Origin of the sequence: Rhizobium atlanticum (genome assembly GCF_030182485.1) — a bacterium.
Classification (GTDB): Bacteria; Pseudomonadota; Alphaproteobacteria; order Rhizobiales; family Rhizobiaceae; genus Rhizobium.
On sequence record NZ_JAQJCJ010000007.1, the window covers coordinates 1 to 17,148 of the forward strand.

Annotated in this window: 18 protein-coding genes; 8 read left to right on the top strand and 10 right to left on the bottom strand. The window is 60.7% G+C overall.

Annotated features, from left to right (window positions below):
- Positions 1-15: 15 nt before the first annotated feature.
- The 4 genes from PH551_RS11915 to PH551_RS11930 form a co-directional block, all read right to left on the bottom strand.
- Positions 16-958, bottom strand: a protein-coding gene (locus tag PH551_RS11915; RefSeq protein WP_285193147.1) for an IS630 family transposase whose coding sequence is annotated in 2 segments (ribosomal slippage) — positions 16-621 and positions 623-958 — 942 coding nt in all. Because the reading frame shifts where the segments join, the coding sequence is not laid out codon by codon here.
- 35 nt (positions 959-993) lie between these two features.
- Complete coding sequence (locus PH551_RS11920; protein WP_285193148.1) at positions 994-2,157, bottom strand: methionine ABC transporter ATP-binding protein; 1,164 nt, start codon at positions 2,155-2,157, stop codon at positions 994-996.
- Complete coding sequence (locus tag PH551_RS11925; RefSeq protein WP_085779758.1) at positions 2,154-2,966, bottom strand: MetQ/NlpA family ABC transporter substrate-binding protein; 813 nt, start codon at positions 2,964-2,966, stop codon at positions 2,154-2,156. The genes PH551_RS11920 and PH551_RS11925 overlap by 4 nt, the downstream gene beginning before the upstream one ends.
- 283 nt (positions 2,967-3,249) lie before the next feature.
- On the bottom strand, positions 3,250-4,671 hold the full coding sequence (locus PH551_RS11930; protein ID WP_285193149.1) for an FAD/NAD(P)-binding protein: 1,422 nt from the start codon (positions 4,669-4,671) through the stop codon (positions 3,250-3,252).
- Between the two features lie 355 nt (positions 4,672-5,026).
- Between PH551_RS11930 and cysE the strand changes: the two genes are divergently transcribed.
- Positions 5,027-5,875: a serine O-acetyltransferase gene (gene cysE, locus PH551_RS11935; RefSeq protein WP_085779760.1), complete on the top strand. Its 849-nt coding sequence runs from the start codon at positions 5,027-5,029 to the stop codon at positions 5,873-5,875.
- A gap of 88 nt (positions 5,876-5,963) precedes the next feature.
- Here the strand turns inward: cysE and PH551_RS11940 are convergent, their stop codons facing one another.
- The 6 genes from PH551_RS11940 to PH551_RS11965 all read right to left on the bottom strand — a co-directional run bounded on the left by PH551_RS11940 (position 5,964) and on the right by PH551_RS11965 (position 11,345).
- Complete coding sequence (locus tag PH551_RS11940; protein WP_285193150.1) at positions 5,964-6,551, bottom strand: DUF2585 domain-containing protein; 588 nt, start codon at positions 6,549-6,551, stop codon at positions 5,964-5,966.
- Positions 6,548-7,192 carry a septation protein A gene (locus tag PH551_RS11945; RefSeq protein WP_285193151.1) on the bottom strand — a complete coding sequence of 215 codons (645 nt, stop codon included), beginning with the start codon at positions 7,190-7,192 and terminating at the stop codon, positions 6,548-6,550. Before PH551_RS11945 ends, PH551_RS11940 begins: the two co-directional genes overlap by 4 nt.
- A 78-nt stretch (positions 7,193-7,270) precedes the next feature.
- Complete coding sequence (gene ftsY, locus PH551_RS11950; protein WP_285193153.1) at positions 7,271-8,818, bottom strand: signal recognition particle-docking protein FtsY; 1,548 nt, start codon at positions 8,816-8,818, stop codon at positions 7,271-7,273.
- 16 nt (positions 8,819-8,834) lie between these two features.
- Positions 8,835-10,106, bottom strand: coding sequence for a tRNA (N(6)-L-threonylcarbamoyladenosine(37)-C(2))-methylthiotransferase MtaB (gene mtaB / locus PH551_RS11955; RefSeq protein ID WP_285193155.1), 1,272 nt, complete (start codon positions 10,104-10,106; stop codon positions 8,835-8,837).
- Complete coding sequence (gene dapF, locus PH551_RS11960) at positions 10,103-11,008, bottom strand: diaminopimelate epimerase (RefSeq protein ID WP_285193156.1); 906 nt, start codon at positions 11,006-11,008, stop codon at positions 10,103-10,105. Before dapF ends, mtaB begins: the two co-directional genes overlap by 4 nt.
- Before the next feature lie 112 nt (positions 11,009-11,120).
- Positions 11,121-11,345, bottom strand: a complete 225-nt coding sequence (locus PH551_RS11965) for a hypothetical protein (protein ID WP_064805530.1) — start codon at positions 11,343-11,345, stop codon at positions 11,121-11,123.
- Positions 11,346-11,743: 398 nt separating this feature from the next.
- Here PH551_RS11965 and ffh point away from each other — a divergent pair, with 398 nt between their 5' ends.
- From ffh to PH551_RS12000, 7 genes are all read left to right on the top strand, one after another.
- Positions 11,744-13,324, top strand: coding sequence for a signal recognition particle protein (gene ffh / locus PH551_RS11970; protein WP_085779767.1), 1,581 nt, complete (start codon positions 11,744-11,746; stop codon positions 13,322-13,324).
- A 16-nt stretch (positions 13,325-13,340) separates the two neighbouring features.
- Positions 13,341-13,661, top strand: coding sequence for a chorismate mutase (locus PH551_RS11975; protein WP_085779768.1), 321 nt, complete (start codon positions 13,341-13,343; stop codon positions 13,659-13,661).
- Positions 13,662-13,709: 48 nt separating this feature from the next.
- Entirely contained in the window at positions 13,710-14,081 is a 372-nt protein-coding gene (rpsP, locus tag PH551_RS11980; protein ID WP_097598210.1) for a 30S ribosomal protein S16, read from the top strand.
- A 113-nt stretch (positions 14,082-14,194) separates the two neighbouring features.
- Positions 14,195-14,761: a ribosome maturation factor RimM gene (gene rimM, locus PH551_RS11985; protein ID WP_097598324.1), complete on the top strand. Its 567-nt coding sequence runs from the start codon at positions 14,195-14,197 to the stop codon at positions 14,759-14,761.
- Positions 14,761-15,462: a tRNA (guanosine(37)-N1)-methyltransferase TrmD gene (gene trmD / locus PH551_RS11990; protein WP_285193157.1), complete on the top strand. Its 702-nt coding sequence runs from the start codon at positions 14,761-14,763 to the stop codon at positions 15,460-15,462. Before rimM ends, trmD begins: the two co-directional genes overlap by 1 nt.
- Positions 15,463-15,673: 211 nt before the next feature.
- Positions 15,674-16,210 (top strand): 50S ribosomal protein L19, encoded by a 537-nt coding sequence (gene rplS, locus PH551_RS11995; RefSeq protein WP_085779771.1) that lies wholly within the window; start codon positions 15,674-15,676, stop codon positions 16,208-16,210.
- A gap of 139 nt (positions 16,211-16,349) precedes the next feature.
- Positions 16,350-17,147: a basic amino acid ABC transporter substrate-binding protein gene (locus PH551_RS12000; protein WP_285193158.1), complete on the top strand. Its 798-nt coding sequence runs from the start codon at positions 16,350-16,352 to the stop codon at positions 17,145-17,147.
- The last annotated feature ends 1 nt before the right edge of the window (position 17,148 follow it).

Here is a 17,148-nt window from a genome sequence, read left to right on the forward strand (position 1 = left end):
TAGAGCCTGCTGCTTTCATACGGAAGCATATCCTGAGTTTGTGAGGTAGTTTGCGCATTCTGCTGGCGAGAAGCAGTCGAGCATTTCACCAGCCTTGCGCCATGTCGCTTCGACTGTGCGAGGCTGTTCTCTCCTAATTAGGTGCTTGAGCTTGGCAAAGACTTGCTCGATGGGATTGAGGTCCGGGCTGTAAGGCGGCAGGAAGAAGAGGTGCGCGCCTGCGGCCCGGATGGCACGACGGACAGCTTGGCCCTTATGGCTGCCGAGATTGTCGAGGATGACGATGTCGCCCTTGGCGAGCGTGGGCACGAGGATCCTCTGGATATAGAGGGTAAAGAGTTCGCCGTTGATCGGCCCATCGATGACCCAAGGGGCGTCGATGCGGTCGCAGCGCAAGGCGGCAATGAATGTCAGGGTTTTCCAGTGCCCATGCGGAACCGCGGCACATAGGCGTTGACCACGCGGTGCCCACCCCCTGAGGGGCGCCATGTTGGTCTTGATCCAGGTCTCATCGAGAAAGACCAGCCGCTGCGCTTTGATCCGCCGTTGATGGGTCTTCCAACGCAACCGTTTCCTGGCGATATCCATCCGCGTCTGCTCGGCCGGCAGAACCGTTTTTTTTGAAACTCAGGCCCTCGGCCCGGACGAACACCCAAACGGCGCGTCGCTCGGTCTTGATGCCGCGTTCGGCCAGTTCCGCCACAAGGCCTCGCGTCGTGAACGGGCCGGATCGACAGCGCTGGCGCAGCCAGTCGGCCCGTTCGCCGGACAAAGTCCGCTGCTTGCGACCGCCGACGCGGCCGGGCGTCAGAGCGCCGGTCTCCGCAAGGCGCTTCTTCCACTTCGAAACACAGGAGGGAGCAATCGCAAGTGCTGCTGCGATCGATCGTATCGTTTCTCCGGTGTTCAGGCGCGCCATCGCCCGTTCGCGAAGATCCTCAGAATATGGGTGCGTCATCCTTGCCGGCCGTCCTTTTCCGGTAGGACAGAGAATCATATTTCAGCTGATTTGCGAATCTGCGATTCTGAAAAATCGAAGCGTGCTCTATAGCCGAGTATCCTTACGTTATCTGCAAGTCCCTCGAATCTGGAGAGACCGACTTGATCGTCTGCGTCAGTTGTCAAAAGTATCCGGCCGTACGCGTGGCCTTGGATCCGGTCCACTATGCTCTGAACGATCTGCACCGATGAGCCGACGACCCTCGCCAACTCCTGAAGCTTGATACCCTCACGCCCATTGCCCCCGTAGGTGAGTTCAATGAGCGCCCGCTGGTAAAAATGCTCGCGCGCAGATGTCAGCCGGTCCGCGATATCGCGCGGAATACCAGGCTCCAGCGGCTTGAGCAGTGCCTTTGTGGCTGCATGGCCGGGCTTGCTGAAAATCTCCCAGGTCTTGCCAGCCTCGGCAACCTGGCCGCCTTCGAGCACAACGACATCATCACAGATCTCACGCACGACGCTCATCTCGTGCGTGATCAGCAGGATTGTGATGCCGAGCGAGCGATTGATGTCTTTGAGCAATTGGAGAATAGAGAGCGTGGTCTCCGGATCAAGCGCGGAGGTCGCCTCGTCGCAAAGGAGAATTTCAGGTCGGTTCACCAGCGCCCTCGCGATCCCTACCCTCTGTTTCTGCCCACCTGACAAACGCGAGGGGTAGGCGTCCTGCTTCCCTTCGAGGCCGACAAGCCGCAAAACATCAGCAACGCGCTCGTCAATTTCGAGCTTGGGCACACCCGCCACTATCAGAGGGAGCGCGACGTTACCCCAGACGGTTTTAGCCGACAGCAAATTGAAGTGTTGAAAGATCATTCCGACCTTGCGTCGGAATGTCACGAGTTCGCCGTCACTTAGCGACCGGACGTCAACCCCATCTACGACGACGCTGCCCTCGGTCGCGGTCTCCAGCCGATTCACAGTGCGGAGCAGGCTCGATTTCCCTGCTCCGCTGCGCCCTATGATGCCGAAGATCGAGCCTCGTGCGACGTCTATCGTAATGCCTTTGAGAGCGTGGACGGAGCCCTTGTGTGTGTCATAGGTCTTTCCCACGCCGTCGAACGAAACGGCGATTGCCCGCGCGGGATTGGCCGATAAGCCTTTCCCGTTTTCCGGCGAAGGTGCCTCGATTGGCTCGACCCGGCTTACGGATAAGGCGGTCAATTCGTTGCCACCCAAGGCAGCGTGTAGAGCTTCGTGTCGGATGCGAACGCCTTGTTGATCGCATCCTTCACGGCCTGCGAATTCTGGTAAAGAGTGACCAGCTCCTTGACGGCCGGATCTTCCACGCGGTCGGACTTTACGGCAAAAATGATGGCGAACTGCTTGTCGTCGACACCGGAGTAGAGGAGGCCCGAACTCGGATCGAACGCCTTGGAGGCGACGATAAAGTGAGGGTACCCCTGAGCCAGATCAACATCGCCAGTGACGCGCGCAAGCTGGGGACCCTCGACTTCGGTGAAACTCAGGTTCTTTGGATTCTCCGTGATGTCGTCAAGCGATCCCTTGAACCCAACGCCGTCCTTGAGCTTGAGCAGGCCGGCGCGCTGGAGGAGTAGGAGTCCGCGGCCCTGGTTAACCGGGTCGTTCGCTATGGCGACCTTGCCGTTTTCGGGGATATCTTCGAACTTCTTGTACTTGAGCGAGTACAGCCCGATGTTAGCAAGCACGCCGATGCCTGCGCTCTTGAAATCATAGCCACGTTCCTTGGTAGCATTGTCGAGGAACGGCTGGTGTTGAAAGTAGTTGACGTCGATGTCGCCGGATTGAAGCGCGATATTCGGAGTCGTCCAGTCGCTGAACTCGACCACTTCGAGATCGAGCCCTTTGGCCTTCGCCTCCGGGATCAAGGCTTCAATCGAGTCCGCGTATACGCCAGGAACAACGCCGACCTTCAACGTGGCCGCCGTTGCAGGCAATGAGAAGGACAGCGCGGCCACAGCCACAAGCAATGTTCTAAGCGTAAGTTTCATTGGTTGACCTCTTGTTTTGGAGGGACCAACGTATTGTCTGTGAAATTGATAGACAAAGATGATTTTTGCGAGATGGCTTTCGCTTCGAGAATATTTTCGCAACCCAAAGTCATCGATTCAATGCGAACGCTTGCGGTGGCGGACGACAACCCTGAAGGGCGGGCGATTACTACCCCGCGGCCCGGAGATGTGCGTTCGGCTACAAAAGATTGGCCTTGATGAGACAATGGCGGCGGTTTTTGAAAACGAACTGAACCGCGCCGGATTGCCGGAGACCGTTGGCTTAAATTGTGCAGTCATCGCCGGTTCGCCCAGCATGGCGTGCTGGGAAATCACTCCGGACTGAAACTGCCCGCGCCGCTTCGCCGATCAAGTTGTTGACCACCGACGCAGCGGCATGGCTTTGCTGAACGATCTGGGGCACCAGATCGATATCGGGAAGGCTGCCCAGCCCCAGTGGCCCCATCGCAAACACCCCATGCGAAGGGTTCGCCCGGGTCCGCCCGCAGTCGTCCACGACGATGCCGATATCGAGTTCGTCCCTCGTTGCCAGACCCGCAACAATAAGCGAACGAACGGGTGGGCTATCGGTCCCGGATGGCCGCAAGCGGCAGTCGATGGTCAGATCCGCGGGAAGGACCTCCGGCCCGGTCAGTGCCGAAAACAGCACGCCGTTGGTGGCGATGCAATTTACCTTTCCCTTCCTCACGGCAATCGCGCCGCTTGCGATTGCGTGATGCAGGCGCTGATAGTGCTCCGGCGGCAAGCGGTTGCGATGACTGTCGTAGACGGCCTTCACGTGACGTTTGAACCGTGCCCGTTCTTCCGGCGTCAGGCCAGTCCAGATGTCTCGCGCGCGGGAACGAAAACCGTTCATGACGCCCTGCCATCCCGAACCTTCCAGGTCGGCACTGCGTGCGGCCTCGCGCAAGAAGCGAAACGCACCGCGCAGCGTCTTCGGCACGGGCTGGTCCGTGACGACGGATCCAACCGCAGCGGGAGCATGCGACTGAGGCAGGAAACCCGATTCCGAGATCAACGTGACACGGGAAATTCTGGAATCAGCCAGCAGCCGGAGCGCCCTGTCGACCGCGTGAATGCCACTGCCGATCACGATAGCGCTTTGCGCAGCATCGGCAAGCGCCGCATCCGAAGTTTCACGCAGGCCGTAACCGGTGGCGAGAAAAACGGCATCGAAACGGGTCGGCTGCTCGGCACCTGCGAAGACCGAATATCCTCCGGCCGGATGCCTGCCGATCGCCGTGATCGCATCCGAACCAAACTGCACGACGACATCGGGCCGATCTGTCAGGGCAGCCTCGGAGAAGCGTTTATAGACATAGCTGCTGAAGATATCTCCGGGAACGAAGGCGTGCTCGAGACCGGCAGGGTCCGAGGTGAGGCGATCGCGCCATGTGTCATCTCTTTCCAGCCAGCGACGGAAATCGTCGGGCAGCGCGGGATCGACGGAAAGGTCGCGAACCCGGCTGGTCAGCACCGTCGATGCAGGCTGGCTGATGCCTTCGCTGATATCGATCTTTGCGCGCGGGTCGAACATCACCAGATGGAAAGGGTGATCGACTCTCTTGAAAAGAGCGATTGCGGTCATGATTCCGGTAAAGCCCCGGCCGACGATCGCAATCCGTGCGAGATGGTCGGCTTTCTGGCCATCCGGCCTCGAAGAACGTGACGAGAGAAGAGTCATTCATCGGCTCCTTCTGCGTGTGAGCGCCCGGAACGAGCGCCGCGCAATTCTCCACTAAAATAATAGAAAATACTGTTCCGAACGCAAGCACTATTCGACGCGCTCGGTTGACAACGTGGCGTCGGCGTGCGGCAGGACCGCTGTTCCCTTGCCGACTGGCTGCTTTGCGCCTTCTGAAGCAATGAAGATTCGGGAGATGCGACGGTTGGAAATTAATTCCCAGCAACGCCGAAAAAAGAGAGAAATTTAGAACAACTGCAACGATCTGCGGAATTCTTGAACCATCAATTCCAGCGAGGATTGGCTTAACGTCTCTCTGCCGGGTCCATGGCATCGGCTGCAAGAGGAAGGTAGCATGGCGGCTCCACTGGTCAGCTTGAGCAATCTGTCGACAGAGCCAGCGGCTTCGCCTCAGGTTGCCGCGATCTGGCAGGCCCTTTGCGCGGAGGCCGTCAATGCTTCGGCCAAGGACCCCGCACTCACGCGCGCCATGAATTCGGCAGTGCTCTATCATGCGAGCTTCGCCCAGGCGCTCGCCCAGCGGGTCGCGATCAAACTGGCCAACCATGATCTCGACCAGGACGAACTGCTGGCGGTAATCGCGCAGGCCTTCATCGCCAATCGCACTATCATTGCGGATGCGGCTGCGGACCTGACGGCGATCAAGGAGCGCGATCCGTCGAATACGGAAATCCTGACGCCATTTCTATATTTCAAAGGCTTTGTCGCATTGCAGGGACAACGCGTCGCCCATTGGCTCTGGCATCATGACCGCCTGCATCTTGCGCGCCACATCCAGAGCCGCATTTCTGAAGTCTTTGGCGTCGACATTCATCCCGCCGCCAAGATGGGCAGGAGCATCATGCTCGATCACGGGAGCGGCTTGGTCATCGGCGAGACAGCCATCGTTGAAGACGACGTATCGATCCTCCAGAACGTCACATTGGGAGGAACGGGCAAGGAGACCGGCGACCGACACCCCAAGGTGCGGCGTGGCGCGCTGATCGGAGCAGGCGCCAAGATCCTCGGCAACATCGAAATCGGCGTCGGCGCCAAGGTTGGCGCAGGAAGCGTTGTCGTAAATGCCGTGGCAGCCTACACATCCGTGGCCGGCGTTCCGGCGAGACAGGTCGGCAAGTGCCATTTCAATCTGCCGGGCATCACGATGGACCAGACCTTATCTGAACCGGAATATACGATATAGAGACGTTCTTGGAGGAGCGAGGCGGTGCCCCAGATTAGACTAGTCCCTCCCTCTTCTGGGGAGGGTTGGGGAGGGGACTTTTTTGACCCTAAATTCCGCCCTGCCAGACCTTGATCGCCTCGACCGGCCAGATCAGCATCAGCACATTGAGTGTCAGGTTGTCGCGGATCATATAGCCCGTGAAAATCTCGAAGAAGATGGCGATCGCCACCGTCAGCGCCACCGGCGCGCGCCAGGCGAAGAAGAAGCCGAGGCACATGAAGACGGTGTCCATTGCCGAATTCAGGATGCTGTCGCCGTAATAATCCAGCGCGATCGTCGCCGTACGGTAGCGATCGATGATGAGAGGCGAATTTTCCAGAAGTTCCCAGCCCGACTCGATGACGAGCGCCAGGAGCAGGCGCGCCATCAGCGGCTTATGGCGCAACAGCAGATAGCTCAGGCCGTAGAACAGGAAGCCATGGATGATGTGCGACGGCGTGTACCAGTCCGACAGATGCTGCGAATTGCCGCTGGTATTGACCCCGCCCTCCCACAGCTTAACATAACCGCAGGCGCAGATCGGCACACGGCCCATCATATATTCTGCGATGATCTGGGCAGCCAGGACTGCGATGCAGGCGACGAACCAAAAGCTCTGATGCCTGACCCGATATTCGGCGTCTGCAGTGGTCACTTCTCGCCATCCGTTTCCAGGTTGATGCTGTGTTTGAGCACCAGCGGCATCTGCGCCAGCGTGAAGATGATGGTGATGGGCATCGTGCCCCAGACCTTGAAGGCGACCCAGGTATCGTCGGAAAAATTGCGCCAGACGACTTCGTTCAGCACGGCGAGAAACAGGAAGAAGACGCCCCAGCGGATGGTAAGTTTGCGCCAACCTTCGGCATCGAGCTGGAAAGCGGCGTTGAAGACATAGCCGAGCAGAGACCGGCCGAAAGCGAGCCCGCCGAGCAGCGCCACCCCGAAGAGCGTGTTGACGATGGTCGGCTTCATCTTGATGAAGGTCTCGTTCTGCAGCCAGATCGACAGCGAGCCGAAGATGACGACCACGATGCCGGAGACGAAGGGCATGATCGGCAGATGGCCGAGCACGATCTTCGAAACCACAAGCGAAATCACCGTCGCTGCCATGAAAAGCCCGGTGGCGACGAATAGCGGCCCGCCCAGTTCGGACAGGGCAGGAATTTTTTCGACCAGCCATTGGCCACGCAGATTGGCGAAGAAGAAGATCAGCAGCGGCCCGAGTTCCAGCGCCAGCTTCAGCATCGGATGATGGCGGTCGGCCGCGGACGGGGTGATATCGCTTTCGGTGGTCATGCGTTCTTCAAACCTGCTATTGCTGAAAACCTGTTTCCCGACCGTCCTTTGCAGGCTTTCGGCGGCATATCTGTGGCATCATTGCCCAAGTCCGGCAATGGCATGGGCGAAGTCCTCCGCCTCGAAGGGCTCCAGATCGTCCACACCCTCGCCTACGCCGATGAAATAGACCGGCAGCTTGTGCTTGGCGGAGATGGCGACAAGAATGCCGCCCCGGGCCGTGCCGTCGAGCTTCGTCATGATCAGCCCGTTGACGCCGGCGACATTGCGGAAGATCTCGACCTGGCTCAGCGCATTCTGCCCCGTCGTGGCATCGAGCGTCTGCAGCACGGTGTGCGGCGCGTCGGGATCAAGCTTGCCGAGCACACGCACGATCTTCTCAAGTTCGGCCATCAGCTCGGCCTTGTTCTGCAGGCGGCCGGCGGTATCGACGATCAGCACGTCGCATTTTTTTGCCTTGGCCTGTTCAAAGGCGTCGTAGGCAAGACCGGCTGCATCGGCGCCAAGCTTGGTGCCGATGAATTCGGAATTGGTCCGCTCGGCCCAGATCTTCAGCTGCTCGACCGCCGCCGCGCGGAAGGTATCGCCGGCGGCGAGCATCACCTTCAGCCCGGCACCAGAGAGCTTCGCCGCGAGCTTGCCGATCGTCGTCGTCTTGCCGGTGCCGTTGACGCCGACGACGAGGATGACATGCGGCTTGTGCGAAAGATCGAGCTGCAGCGGCTTGGCGACCGGCCTCAGAACCTTGGCTATTTCCGACGCCATGATCCGGCTGACATCCTCGCCGGTCACATCTTTGCCGTAGCGCTCGGAAGCGAGCGTATCGGTGACGCGCAGCGCCGTCTCGACGCCGAGATCGGCCTGGATCAGCAGGTCTTGGAGATCCTGCAGGGTCTCGTCGTCGAGCTTGCGCTTGGTGAAGAGCGCGGTGATCTGGCCGGTAAGCTGCGAGGACGTACGCGCAAGCCCGTTGCGCAGGCGCTGGAACCAGCTGAGTTTGGGTTGCGGGGCAACGGGTTCGGGTTCGGCGACCTTCGGGCCGGTAGCGAAGCCTTTGGGAAGGACGGGAGTGCTGGTCGCCGATTCCGCCGTGGGGCTACCCCCCTCTGCCCTGCCGGGCATCTCCCCCACAAGGGGGGAGATTGGTTGAACAGAGGCGTCCAGCACCTCATCGATGTCAGGTAGAATTTCCTCTACAGGCGCTTCTGCGACTTCTTCGGTCCCTTCGATCGAAGCCGGCGCATCAGACTCCAAATGATCTCCCCCCTTGTGGGGGAGATGTCCCGAAGGGACAGAGGGGGGTGCTTCCGCAGCACTCTCGGCACTCACCTCCGCTTCCGCCTCGGCTTCCAGCAGCGACAGCGGCACGACGCCCATATCGCTGAGCTGGTCCGGAGCCGGCAGGATCGCTGGCTCGGCATCGTCACGCTCTTCCTCGGCATCCTGCACGACATCCGCAGCCGGTCCGCCGGCGGTATCCATCTCCTCGGGAAGAACAGGATCATCCGCGATCGGCAGGTCTTCGTCGCGCGAACGCTGCTCGAGCTCCCTTTCCACAGCCTCAGGCACGGGTTCTTCAGCCGGCTTGCCGAAGGTGAAGACCTTTTTGATGAAACTGAGCGCCATGGGGATTCCGTGAAAGTCAGGCCGCTGCGGCCGTCAATTGCATGTCGAGATGCTTGCCATTGTGGCCGGTGATCGTGACCGGCACAAGTTCGCCGGGACGAAGGCCGGCGGCTGTCACCAGCGTGAAGTTTTCCGTATGCGCCAGGCCGTTGTTTTCGACAAGCAGCCACTGCCGGGTTCCTACCATGCCATCGAGGTGGGATTGATGCAGCCTATGTCCCGTGGCGCGCAGCCGTGCGGCGCGCTCCTTGACCAGCGACCGGTCGAGCTGCGGCATGCGGGCGGCCGGCGTGCCGGGACGCGGGCTGTAGGGGAAAACATGCAGTTGCGCGATATCAGCTTCTTCAGCGAGCCGCACCGCATTGGCGAACATCTCTTCCGTTTCCGTTGGGAAACCTGCGATCATATCGGCGCCGAAGCTCATCTCCGGGCGAAGGCGGCGCGCATCCTCGATGAAACGCAGCGCGTCGGCGCGAGAATGCCGCCTCTTCATCCGCTTCAGGATCATGTCGTCGCCATGCTGCAGCGACAGATGCAGATGCGGCATGAAGCGACGCTCGTCGGCGATCAGGTCCATCAGATGGGAATCGGCCTCGATGCTGTCGATCGAGGATAGCCTCAGTCGGCGGATCTCCGGGAGCTGCTTCAAGAGCGTCTTTGCCAGAAGCCCGAGCGTCGGCGCGCCCGGCAGATCGCCGCCATAGCTGGTGGCGTCGACCCCGGTCAGCACGATCTCGCGATACCCGCTGTCGACGAGCTTGCGGGCCTGGTCAACCACGGCGCCCATCGGCACCGAGCGGGAATTGCCGCGGCCATAGGGAATGATGCAGAAGGTGCAGCGATGGTCGCAGCCGTTCTGGACCTGGATGAAGGCACGAACATGACCGTCGATGTGCCTGACCATCTGCGGCGCCGTCGCCTTGACGCTCATGATATCGTTGACGCGGAGCTTCTCCTCGGCCGAAACACCGAAATCCGGCAGGCTGCGATAGGAGGCGCTCGAAAGCTTCTCCTCGTTGCCGAGCACCGCATCGACCTCCGCCATCTCGGCGAAGGTCTGTTTTTCCGTCTGCGCGGCGCAGCCGGTGACGATGATGCGGGCATGTGGATTGTCGCGCCGCGCCCGGCGGATCGCCTGGCGGGCCTGACGCACGGCTTCGCCAGTGACGGCGCAAGTATTGACCAGGATGGCGTTGTTGAGCCCGGCCTTCTCGGCCTGCGCCTTCATCACTTCGGATTCATATGTGTTGAGGCGGCAGCCGAAGGTAATGACCTCGACGCCGCTCACTGCGCCCCTGCCTCTTGGGTACCATCGCGCGACCAGAGACCTGTCGACGGATCGAGTCGGCCCGACCATTCCCATTCGGCCGGACCGGTCATGATGACGTGATCGTCGCGCTCGCGCCATTCGATCGAAAGCACGGCTGGCGGCTTGGCGCTCGCCACATTGATCGTCACCTTGCGGCCGGTGCGGCCGGTACGTGCGGCGCTGACAGCAGCCGAACAGGCGGCCGAGCCGCAGGCGAGCGTCAATCCCGCGCCGCGCTCCCAAGTGCGTGTCGTCACGGATGTCGGCGACGTCACCTGCGCCAGGGTGATATTGGCGCGCTCGGGAAACATCGGATGATTTTCGAGCAGCGGCCCGAAGCGGGCGAGATCATAGGACATTACGTCCTTATCCACCCAGAAGATCGCATGCGGATTTCCCATCGACATGGCGGAAGGCGAATACAGCACCGGATTGTCGATCGGGCCGATCTGCAGCTCGATACGGCTGGTGTCGTGAAATTCTTCCGCCAGCGGGATCCTGTCCCAATCGAAAACCGGCTTTCCCATATCGACGGAGATCGTCCCGTCCTCGTGCTCGACGGCATTGAGGATCCCGGCGACCGTCTGGAAGGTGAAGGCCTTCCGACCGGTCTCTGCGGCAAGCGCCTGCACGACGCAGCGGGTGCCGTTACCGCAGGCCTGCGCCTTCGAGCCATCGGAGTTCAGGATATCGATGAAGGCATCGGTGCCGCCGGCCTTCGGATCATGGATCGCCATGATCTGGTCGAACTCGGTCTCAGGATCGGCATTGAGCGCGACCGCCGCCGAGGGCGTCACCTTATCAGGCCGTCCGCGCATGTCGACGACCAGGATCTTGTTGCCAAGCCCGTTCATCCTCGCGAATTCGACCGTTGCGCTCATAAAATCATTCCGTCCGTCTTTCCGCTGTATATGGCGGAAACGCGAGGGAATTACCAGTGGGTGAGTGCCATGCAGGCCTTGCAGCCGACTGAGCCTCCGGGCGGTCCGTCTTCTACCGCTGCCCGCCGTCGGCTTCGAAGGACGCCGCATGCGCCTCGACGATAGCGGCGGTGATGACCTTCCTCAGCTCGTAGACCAGCGAGCGGGATCGTTTGCGATCCAGATCCTGTGCCGCTTTTGCAAGACTAAGGCCTTCGTTGAGAACAATATGATGGGCCCGTGCCAGCGCCCAACTTTCAATATCAGCATTGATCATTCGATATCTCCGCCGGATCATCCGGCATCAAGGATATTCACGAATCATTTTACAGGACGCACTTAAGTAGAAAGTAGAATCACAAGCGGATTATTTTGCAACTGGCGTAAATAGCGTATTGGCCTGTAAGCGGCATTTAACTACCGGATCCATGTCCCACTGCTTCCGAAAAGCCGGTCGTGCGGCCATCGGCCCGCATTCGCCTTGACTTTCCCGCCGCTTTCCTGTTTATCGCGGCCAATCCGCGACGAGCCACATGACTCCGAGCCGCCGACCGGGACACCGAGATCCCGGAGGTCAACACCCGACAGCGCGATGCGCCCTCGGGTGCTTTTTGGCTTTGCGTCTTGTTTTCGTCAAGGAAAAGCACGACGTTTCCGGGCAGATCAACCCGCCCGAAACGTATCAAGGAAGAGTCGATGTTTGAAAACCTCCAGGACCGTCTTGGATCCATTCTGAATGGACTGACAGGCCGTGGCGCGCTTTCGGAAGCCGATGTTTCTGCAGCGCTGCGCGAGGTTCGCCGCGCGTTGCTGGAGGCCGACGTCGCACTCGACGTCGTGCGCTCCTTCACTGACCGCGTGCGTGAAAAGGCAGTTGGCGCCGAGATCCTGAAGTCGATCAAACCCGGCCAAATGGTCGTCAAGATCGTCCATGACGAGCTGATCGAGATGCTGGGCGGCGAAGGTGTCGGCATCGATCTGCATGCGCCGGCCCCCGTCGTGGTCATGATGGTCGGCCTGCAGGGCTCGGGCAAGACGACGACGACCGCCAAGATCGCCAATCGCCTGTCGACGCGCGATAAGAAGAAGGTGCTGATGGCGTCGCTCGACACGCGCCGTCCGGCCGCTCAGGAACAGCTTCGTCAGCTCGGCGCCCAGACCAATATCGACACGCTGCCGATCATCACGGGTCAGTCGCCGACCGATATCGCCGCCCGCGCCGTGCAGGCGGCCAAGCTCGGCGGCCACGACGTCGTCATCCTCGATACCGCCGGCCGCACCCATATCGACGAGCCCTTGATGGTCGAGATGGCCGACATCAAGAAGCGATCGAATCCGCATGAAATCCTGCTGGTCGCCGACAGCCTCACCGGTCAGGACGCCGTCAACCTCGCCCGCAACTTCGACGAACGCGTCGGCATCACCGGTCTCGTGCTGACCCGGATGGACGGCGACGGGCGCGGCGGTGCTGCCCTTTCGATGCGCGCCGTAACCGGCAAGCCGATCAAGCTGATCGGCGTCGGCGAGAAGATGAGCGAGCTCGAGGAATTCCATCCCCGCCGCATCGCCGACCGTATCCTCGGCATGGGCGACATCGTCTCGCTCGTCGAGCGCGCGGCCGAGAACATCGACGCCGAGAAGGCGGCCGCGATGGCCGCCAAGATGGCCAAGGGTAAGTTCGACCTCGATGACCTCGCCGACCAGCTGCGCCAGATGCAGAAGATGGGCGGCATGGGCGGCATCATGGGTATGATGCCCGGCATGGGCGGCATGAAGGACAAGATGGCCGCCGCCGGTCTGAACGACAAGCTTTTCGGCCGCCAGATCGCCATCATCCAGTCGATGACCAAGGCCGAGCGCGCCAATCCCGACTTGCTCAAGCATTCGCGCAAGAAGCGAATCGCCGCCGGCTCAGGCACCGATGCCGCCGACATCAACAAGCTTCTGAAGATGCACCGCCAGATGGCTGATATGATGAAGATGATGGGCGGCAAGGGCAAAGGCGGCCTGATGAAGCAGATGATGGGCGGCCTTGCCGGCAAGATGGGGCTGGGGGGCCTCGGCGGCATGGGCGGCATGCCCGATCTCTCGAATATCGACCCGAAGCAGCTGGAAGCCCTGCAGAAACAGGCGGAAGCGGCGGGTTTGGGAAAACCGGGTGGGGGTATGCCCGGTCTCGGCGGCTTGCCGGGTGGTTTGCCTGGCCTCGGCGGCGCCAAGCTGCCGGGTCTTGGCGGTGGTTTCCCGGGTTTGCCCGGATTGCCGAAGAAGAAGTGAAAGGATCGCTTGCCCCATGATTGATCCGGACGTCAAAGCCCAGCTCGGGAGCTATCGTCAGTCGATCGACAATATCGATGCCGCTCTCGTGCACATGCTGGCCGAACGCTTCCGCTGCACCAAAGAGGTCGGCGTGCTGAAGGCCAAATACAATCTGCCGCCGGCCGATCCGGCGCGCGAGGAATACCAGATCGAACGCCTTCGCCAGCTGGCGAAAGCCGCCAATCTGGACCCGGATTTCGCCGAGAAGTTCTTGAACTTCGTCATCAAGGAAGTCATCCGGCATCATGAGCAGATCGCTGCGGACCACGCTGAACAGAACGCCGCAGCCCGATAACCATACCGCCTTACGAAGCGGTCTAGAAAAGCCTAAGGAGTAAAGAACATGGCACTGAAAATTCGTCTCGCCCGCGGTGGCTCCAAAAAGCGCCCGTATTACCACGTCGTTCTCGCCGATGCGCGCAGCCCGCGTGACGGCCGCTTCCTCGAAAATCTCGGCTCCTGGAACCCGATGCTCGCCAAGGATGACGAAAAGCGCGTTCAGCTGAACGCCGAGCGCATCAAGCATTGGCTCGACAACGGCGCTCAGCCGACTGACCGCGTCCTGCGCTTCCTCGACGAAGCCGGCGTTGCCAAGCGCGAAGCCAAGAACAACCCGATCAAGGCGAAGCCTGGCAAACGCGCCCAGGAACGCGCCGCCGAAAAGGCCCAGAAGATCGCCGACGCCGCAGCAGCTGCTGCTGACGCCGCGGAATAATCCGGATCCCCTTTTCGAGCGGGCGGCATGGCGACATGCCGCCCGTTTTCGTTTCCAATCGCCCGCACTTCGTTTATGAGAAACCTGTCTTTCGGCTTCACATGAAGGAACCCATGACAAAGCTTGAAAACCCGGTTTTGATGGCTACCATCGGCGGCGCACAGGGCCTCAGGGGCGAGGTGCGCGCCAAGGCCTACACGGCCGATCCGACCGCGCTCGGCGATTATGGCCTTCTGCACAGCATGGACGGGCGCAGCTTCGAAATCCTCGAAATCCGCGAGATGAAGAACGTCGTCGTCGTCCGTTTCCGCGGCATCAACGACCGCAACGCCGCCGAAGCGCTGAACGGACTCGAACTCTATATCGAGCGAGACAACCTGCCGGACGAGGAGCTCGAGGACGACGAATTCTACTATGCAGATCTCGAAGGGCTTGAAGCGCTTGATGACAAGGGCGTCAGCTACGGGACGGTCACCGGCGTCTTCGATTTCGGCGCCGGCGATCTCCTGGAGCTCAAGGGTCCGGGCAAGCGCCCGGTCCTCATTCCCTTCTCGGAAGCCTCGGTGCTGGAAATCGATCTCGAAGCCGGTACGCTGCTGATCGATCCGCTGGCGGCGGGACTGGTCGATGAGCCCGAGCTGTCGCAGTTCACTGCGGGCAAGCCGAAAAAGAAGAAGTAATGGCTTTTCGGGCGCGCATACTGACACTTTATCCGGAAATGTTTCCGGGGCATCTTGGCTTCTCGCTCGCCGGCAAGGCGATGGAGCGTGGGCAATGGTCGCTGGATCTGGTGCAAATACGTGATTTCGCCACTGACAGACACCGCACCGTCGACGACACCCCGGCGGGCGGCGGCGCCGGCATGGTGCTGAAGGCAGACGTTCTTGCTCGCGCGATCGACAGCGGCGGTGAGAATGATCCCCGGCCGCGCCTGCTGATGAGCCCGCGCGGCCGTCCACTGACTCAGCGGCGCGTGCGTGAGCTTGCGGCGGGTGACGGCGTGATCATCGTCTGCGGTCGCTTCGAGGGCGTCGACCAGCGGGTGATCGAGGCGCGCGGACTGGAAGAGGTCTCGATCGGCGATTACGTGCTGTCGGGCGGCGAGCCGGCGGCGCTGATCCTGCTTGATGCGATCATCCGCATCCTGCCCGGCGTTATGGGCAACGATCTTTCCGGCCTTCACGAAAGCTTCGAGGGCGGGTTGCTGGAACATCCCCATTATACCCGGCCGCAAGAGTGGGAAGGCCGGGAAATTCCCTCGGTCTTGACGTCCGGCAACCACGGTGCCATCGAGAAATGGCGCAACCAGGAAGCGGTGCGGCTGACGCGGGAACGGCGGCCGGACCTGCTCGATAGCGCTAAAACCGAGAAAAACGGCTGATTTCGCCGGCGTTTTCACAAAAATGTCGTGCGAGGGATGACAAGCCCCGGCCTTTCGTGTATTGGCGCACGCGGAAATGGGGTTAGCCCCGTCGGCCAGCAAACAAAGAATGGCGAATCCGCTCCCGCTCGCAAGGGCAAAATCCTGAGGTTAACCCAAAGGATCAGTGTTGAGCGCTCTGGCTGTTTCAGAAGAACCAAAGGTTAAGACGATGAACATCATCCAGCAGCTCGAGGCCGAACAGGCCGCCAAGATCGAAGCCAAGCGCACCCTCCCCGAGTTCTCCCCGGGCGACACCGTCCGCGTCAACGTGAAGGTCACGGAAGGCAACCGTACCCGCGTTCAGGCCTATGAAGGCGTCTGCATCGCCCGCTCCGGCGGCGGCCTGCAGGAAAATTTCACGGTTCGTAAGATCTCCTACGGCGAAGGCGTCGAGCGCGTATTCCCGGTCTACTCGCCGCTGATCGAAAGCGTCGACGTCGTTCGTCGCGGTAAGGTCCGTCGCGCCAAGCTCTATTACCTCCGCGACCGTCGCGGCAAGTCCGCTCGTATCGTCGAAGACACCGGCGTTCGCGCCCGCAAGCTCAACGACGCCGAACGCGCTGCTGTCGCCGAGGAGAAGGCCCGTATCGAAGCCGAGAAGGTTGCAGCCGCCCAGGCGCTCGCGGCCGAAAAGGCAGCAGCAGAAGCTGCCGAAGCCAAGGCCGCTGCTGAAGCAGCCGCCGCAGCGGAACCGGCAGCAGAATAAGATCTGCGCAAAATTCTATTCCTGGAAAGGCGGCCTTCGTGTCGCCTTTTCTATTTTTTGCTTCGCCACGCAGCCGGCGGCCTTGCCTCACACCCATCTTCCGTGACAGTTTTTGCCGTTCATTTGAGGGAACCGTTCAATGTTGTTTCGCCGCACCGTTCTTGCTGGCTTTGCCGCCCTTGCTCTTCTGCCGCTTGCCGCATCGGCCGCCGAATTGCCGAATCTTGGCGGCAAGACCGTCGTCGTCGTCACCGAGAATGCCTATCCGCCGCTGCAGTTCGTCGACCCGAAATCCGGCAAGGCGATCGGCTGGGAATATGACGCGATGAACGAGATCGCCAAGCGGCTGAATTTCAAGGTCGAGTACCAGAACACCAGCTGGGACGCGATGATCCAGGCGGTTTCCGACGGCCAGTACAACATCGGCATGACCGGCATCACGATCAAGGACGACCGCAAGCAGAAGGTCGACTTCTCCGATCCCTATATGCGCTCGCAGCAATTCATGCTGGTGCGCGGCGATGAGAAGCGCTTCACCGACGCCAAGTCCTTTAGTGAATTCAAAGACGGCCTGATCGGCGCCCAGCCTGGCACCTCGCCTTTCTACACCGCCGTCTACGAAATCCTCGACGGCAACGAACAGAACCCGCGCATCAAGCTTTTCGAAACATTCGGCGCCACCGTGCAAGCCCTGAAAACAGGCGACGTCGATCTCGTCCTCACCGACAGCGTCGCTGCCAAGGGCTATGTCGATTCTTCCAACGGCGGCCTGAAGGTCGTCGGCGAACCGCTCGGCACCGAGGACTTCGGCTTCATCTTCCCGAAGGGTTCCGATCTCGTCGCTCCCATCAACGCCGCGATCGCAGCGCTGAAGGCTGACGGCACCTTCGACGCACTGAACAAGAAATGGTTCCTCGACTACAAGATGGGCGAATAAT

What these genes read in the sequence shown, in the direction of transcription:
- trmD (WP_285193157.1), top strand. Translation starts at nt 14,761, where the DNA reads ATGGCTTTTCGGGCGCGCATACTGACACTTTATCCGGAAATGTTTCCG.
- PH551_RS11930 (WP_285193149.1), bottom strand. Translation starts at nt 4,671, where the DNA reads ATGACTCTTCTCTCGTCACGTTCTTCGAGGCCGGATGGCCAGAAAGCC.
- PH551_RS11975 (WP_085779768.1), top strand. Translation starts at nt 13,341, where the DNA reads ATGATTGATCCGGACGTCAAAGCCCAGCTCGGGAGCTATCGTCAGTCG.
- rplS (WP_085779771.1), top strand. Translation starts at nt 15,674, where the DNA reads ATGAACATCATCCAGCAGCTCGAGGCCGAACAGGCCGCCAAGATCGAA.
- rpsP (WP_097598210.1), top strand. Translation starts at nt 13,710, where the DNA reads ATGGCACTGAAAATTCGTCTCGCCCGCGGTGGCTCCAAAAAGCGCCCG.
- PH551_RS11925 (WP_085779758.1), bottom strand. Translation starts at nt 2,966, where the DNA reads ATGAAACTTACGCTTAGAACATTGCTTGTGGCTGTGGCCGCGCTGTCC.
- rimM (WP_097598324.1), top strand. Translation starts at nt 14,195, where the DNA reads ATGACAAAGCTTGAAAACCCGGTTTTGATGGCTACCATCGGCGGCGCA.
- PH551_RS11945 (WP_285193151.1), bottom strand. Translation starts at nt 7,192, where the DNA reads ATGACCACCGAAAGCGATATCACCCCGTCCGCGGCCGACCGCCATCAT.
- cysE (WP_085779760.1), top strand. Translation starts at nt 5,027, where the DNA reads ATGGCGGCTCCACTGGTCAGCTTGAGCAATCTGTCGACAGAGCCAGCG.
- ftsY (WP_285193153.1), bottom strand. Translation starts at nt 8,818, where the DNA reads ATGGCGCTCAGTTTCATCAAAAAGGTCTTCACCTTCGGCAAGCCGGCT.
- ffh (WP_085779767.1), top strand. Translation starts at nt 11,744, where the DNA reads ATGTTTGAAAACCTCCAGGACCGTCTTGGATCCATTCTGAATGGACTG.
- PH551_RS12000 (WP_285193158.1), top strand. Translation starts at nt 16,350, where the DNA reads ATGTTGTTTCGCCGCACCGTTCTTGCTGGCTTTGCCGCCCTTGCTCTT.
- PH551_RS11965 (WP_064805530.1), bottom strand. Translation starts at nt 11,345, where the DNA reads ATGATCCGGCGGAGATATCGAATGATCAATGCTGATATTGAAAGTTGG.
- dapF (WP_285193156.1), bottom strand. Translation starts at nt 11,008, where the DNA reads ATGAGCGCAACGGTCGAATTCGCGAGGATGAACGGGCTTGGCAACAAG.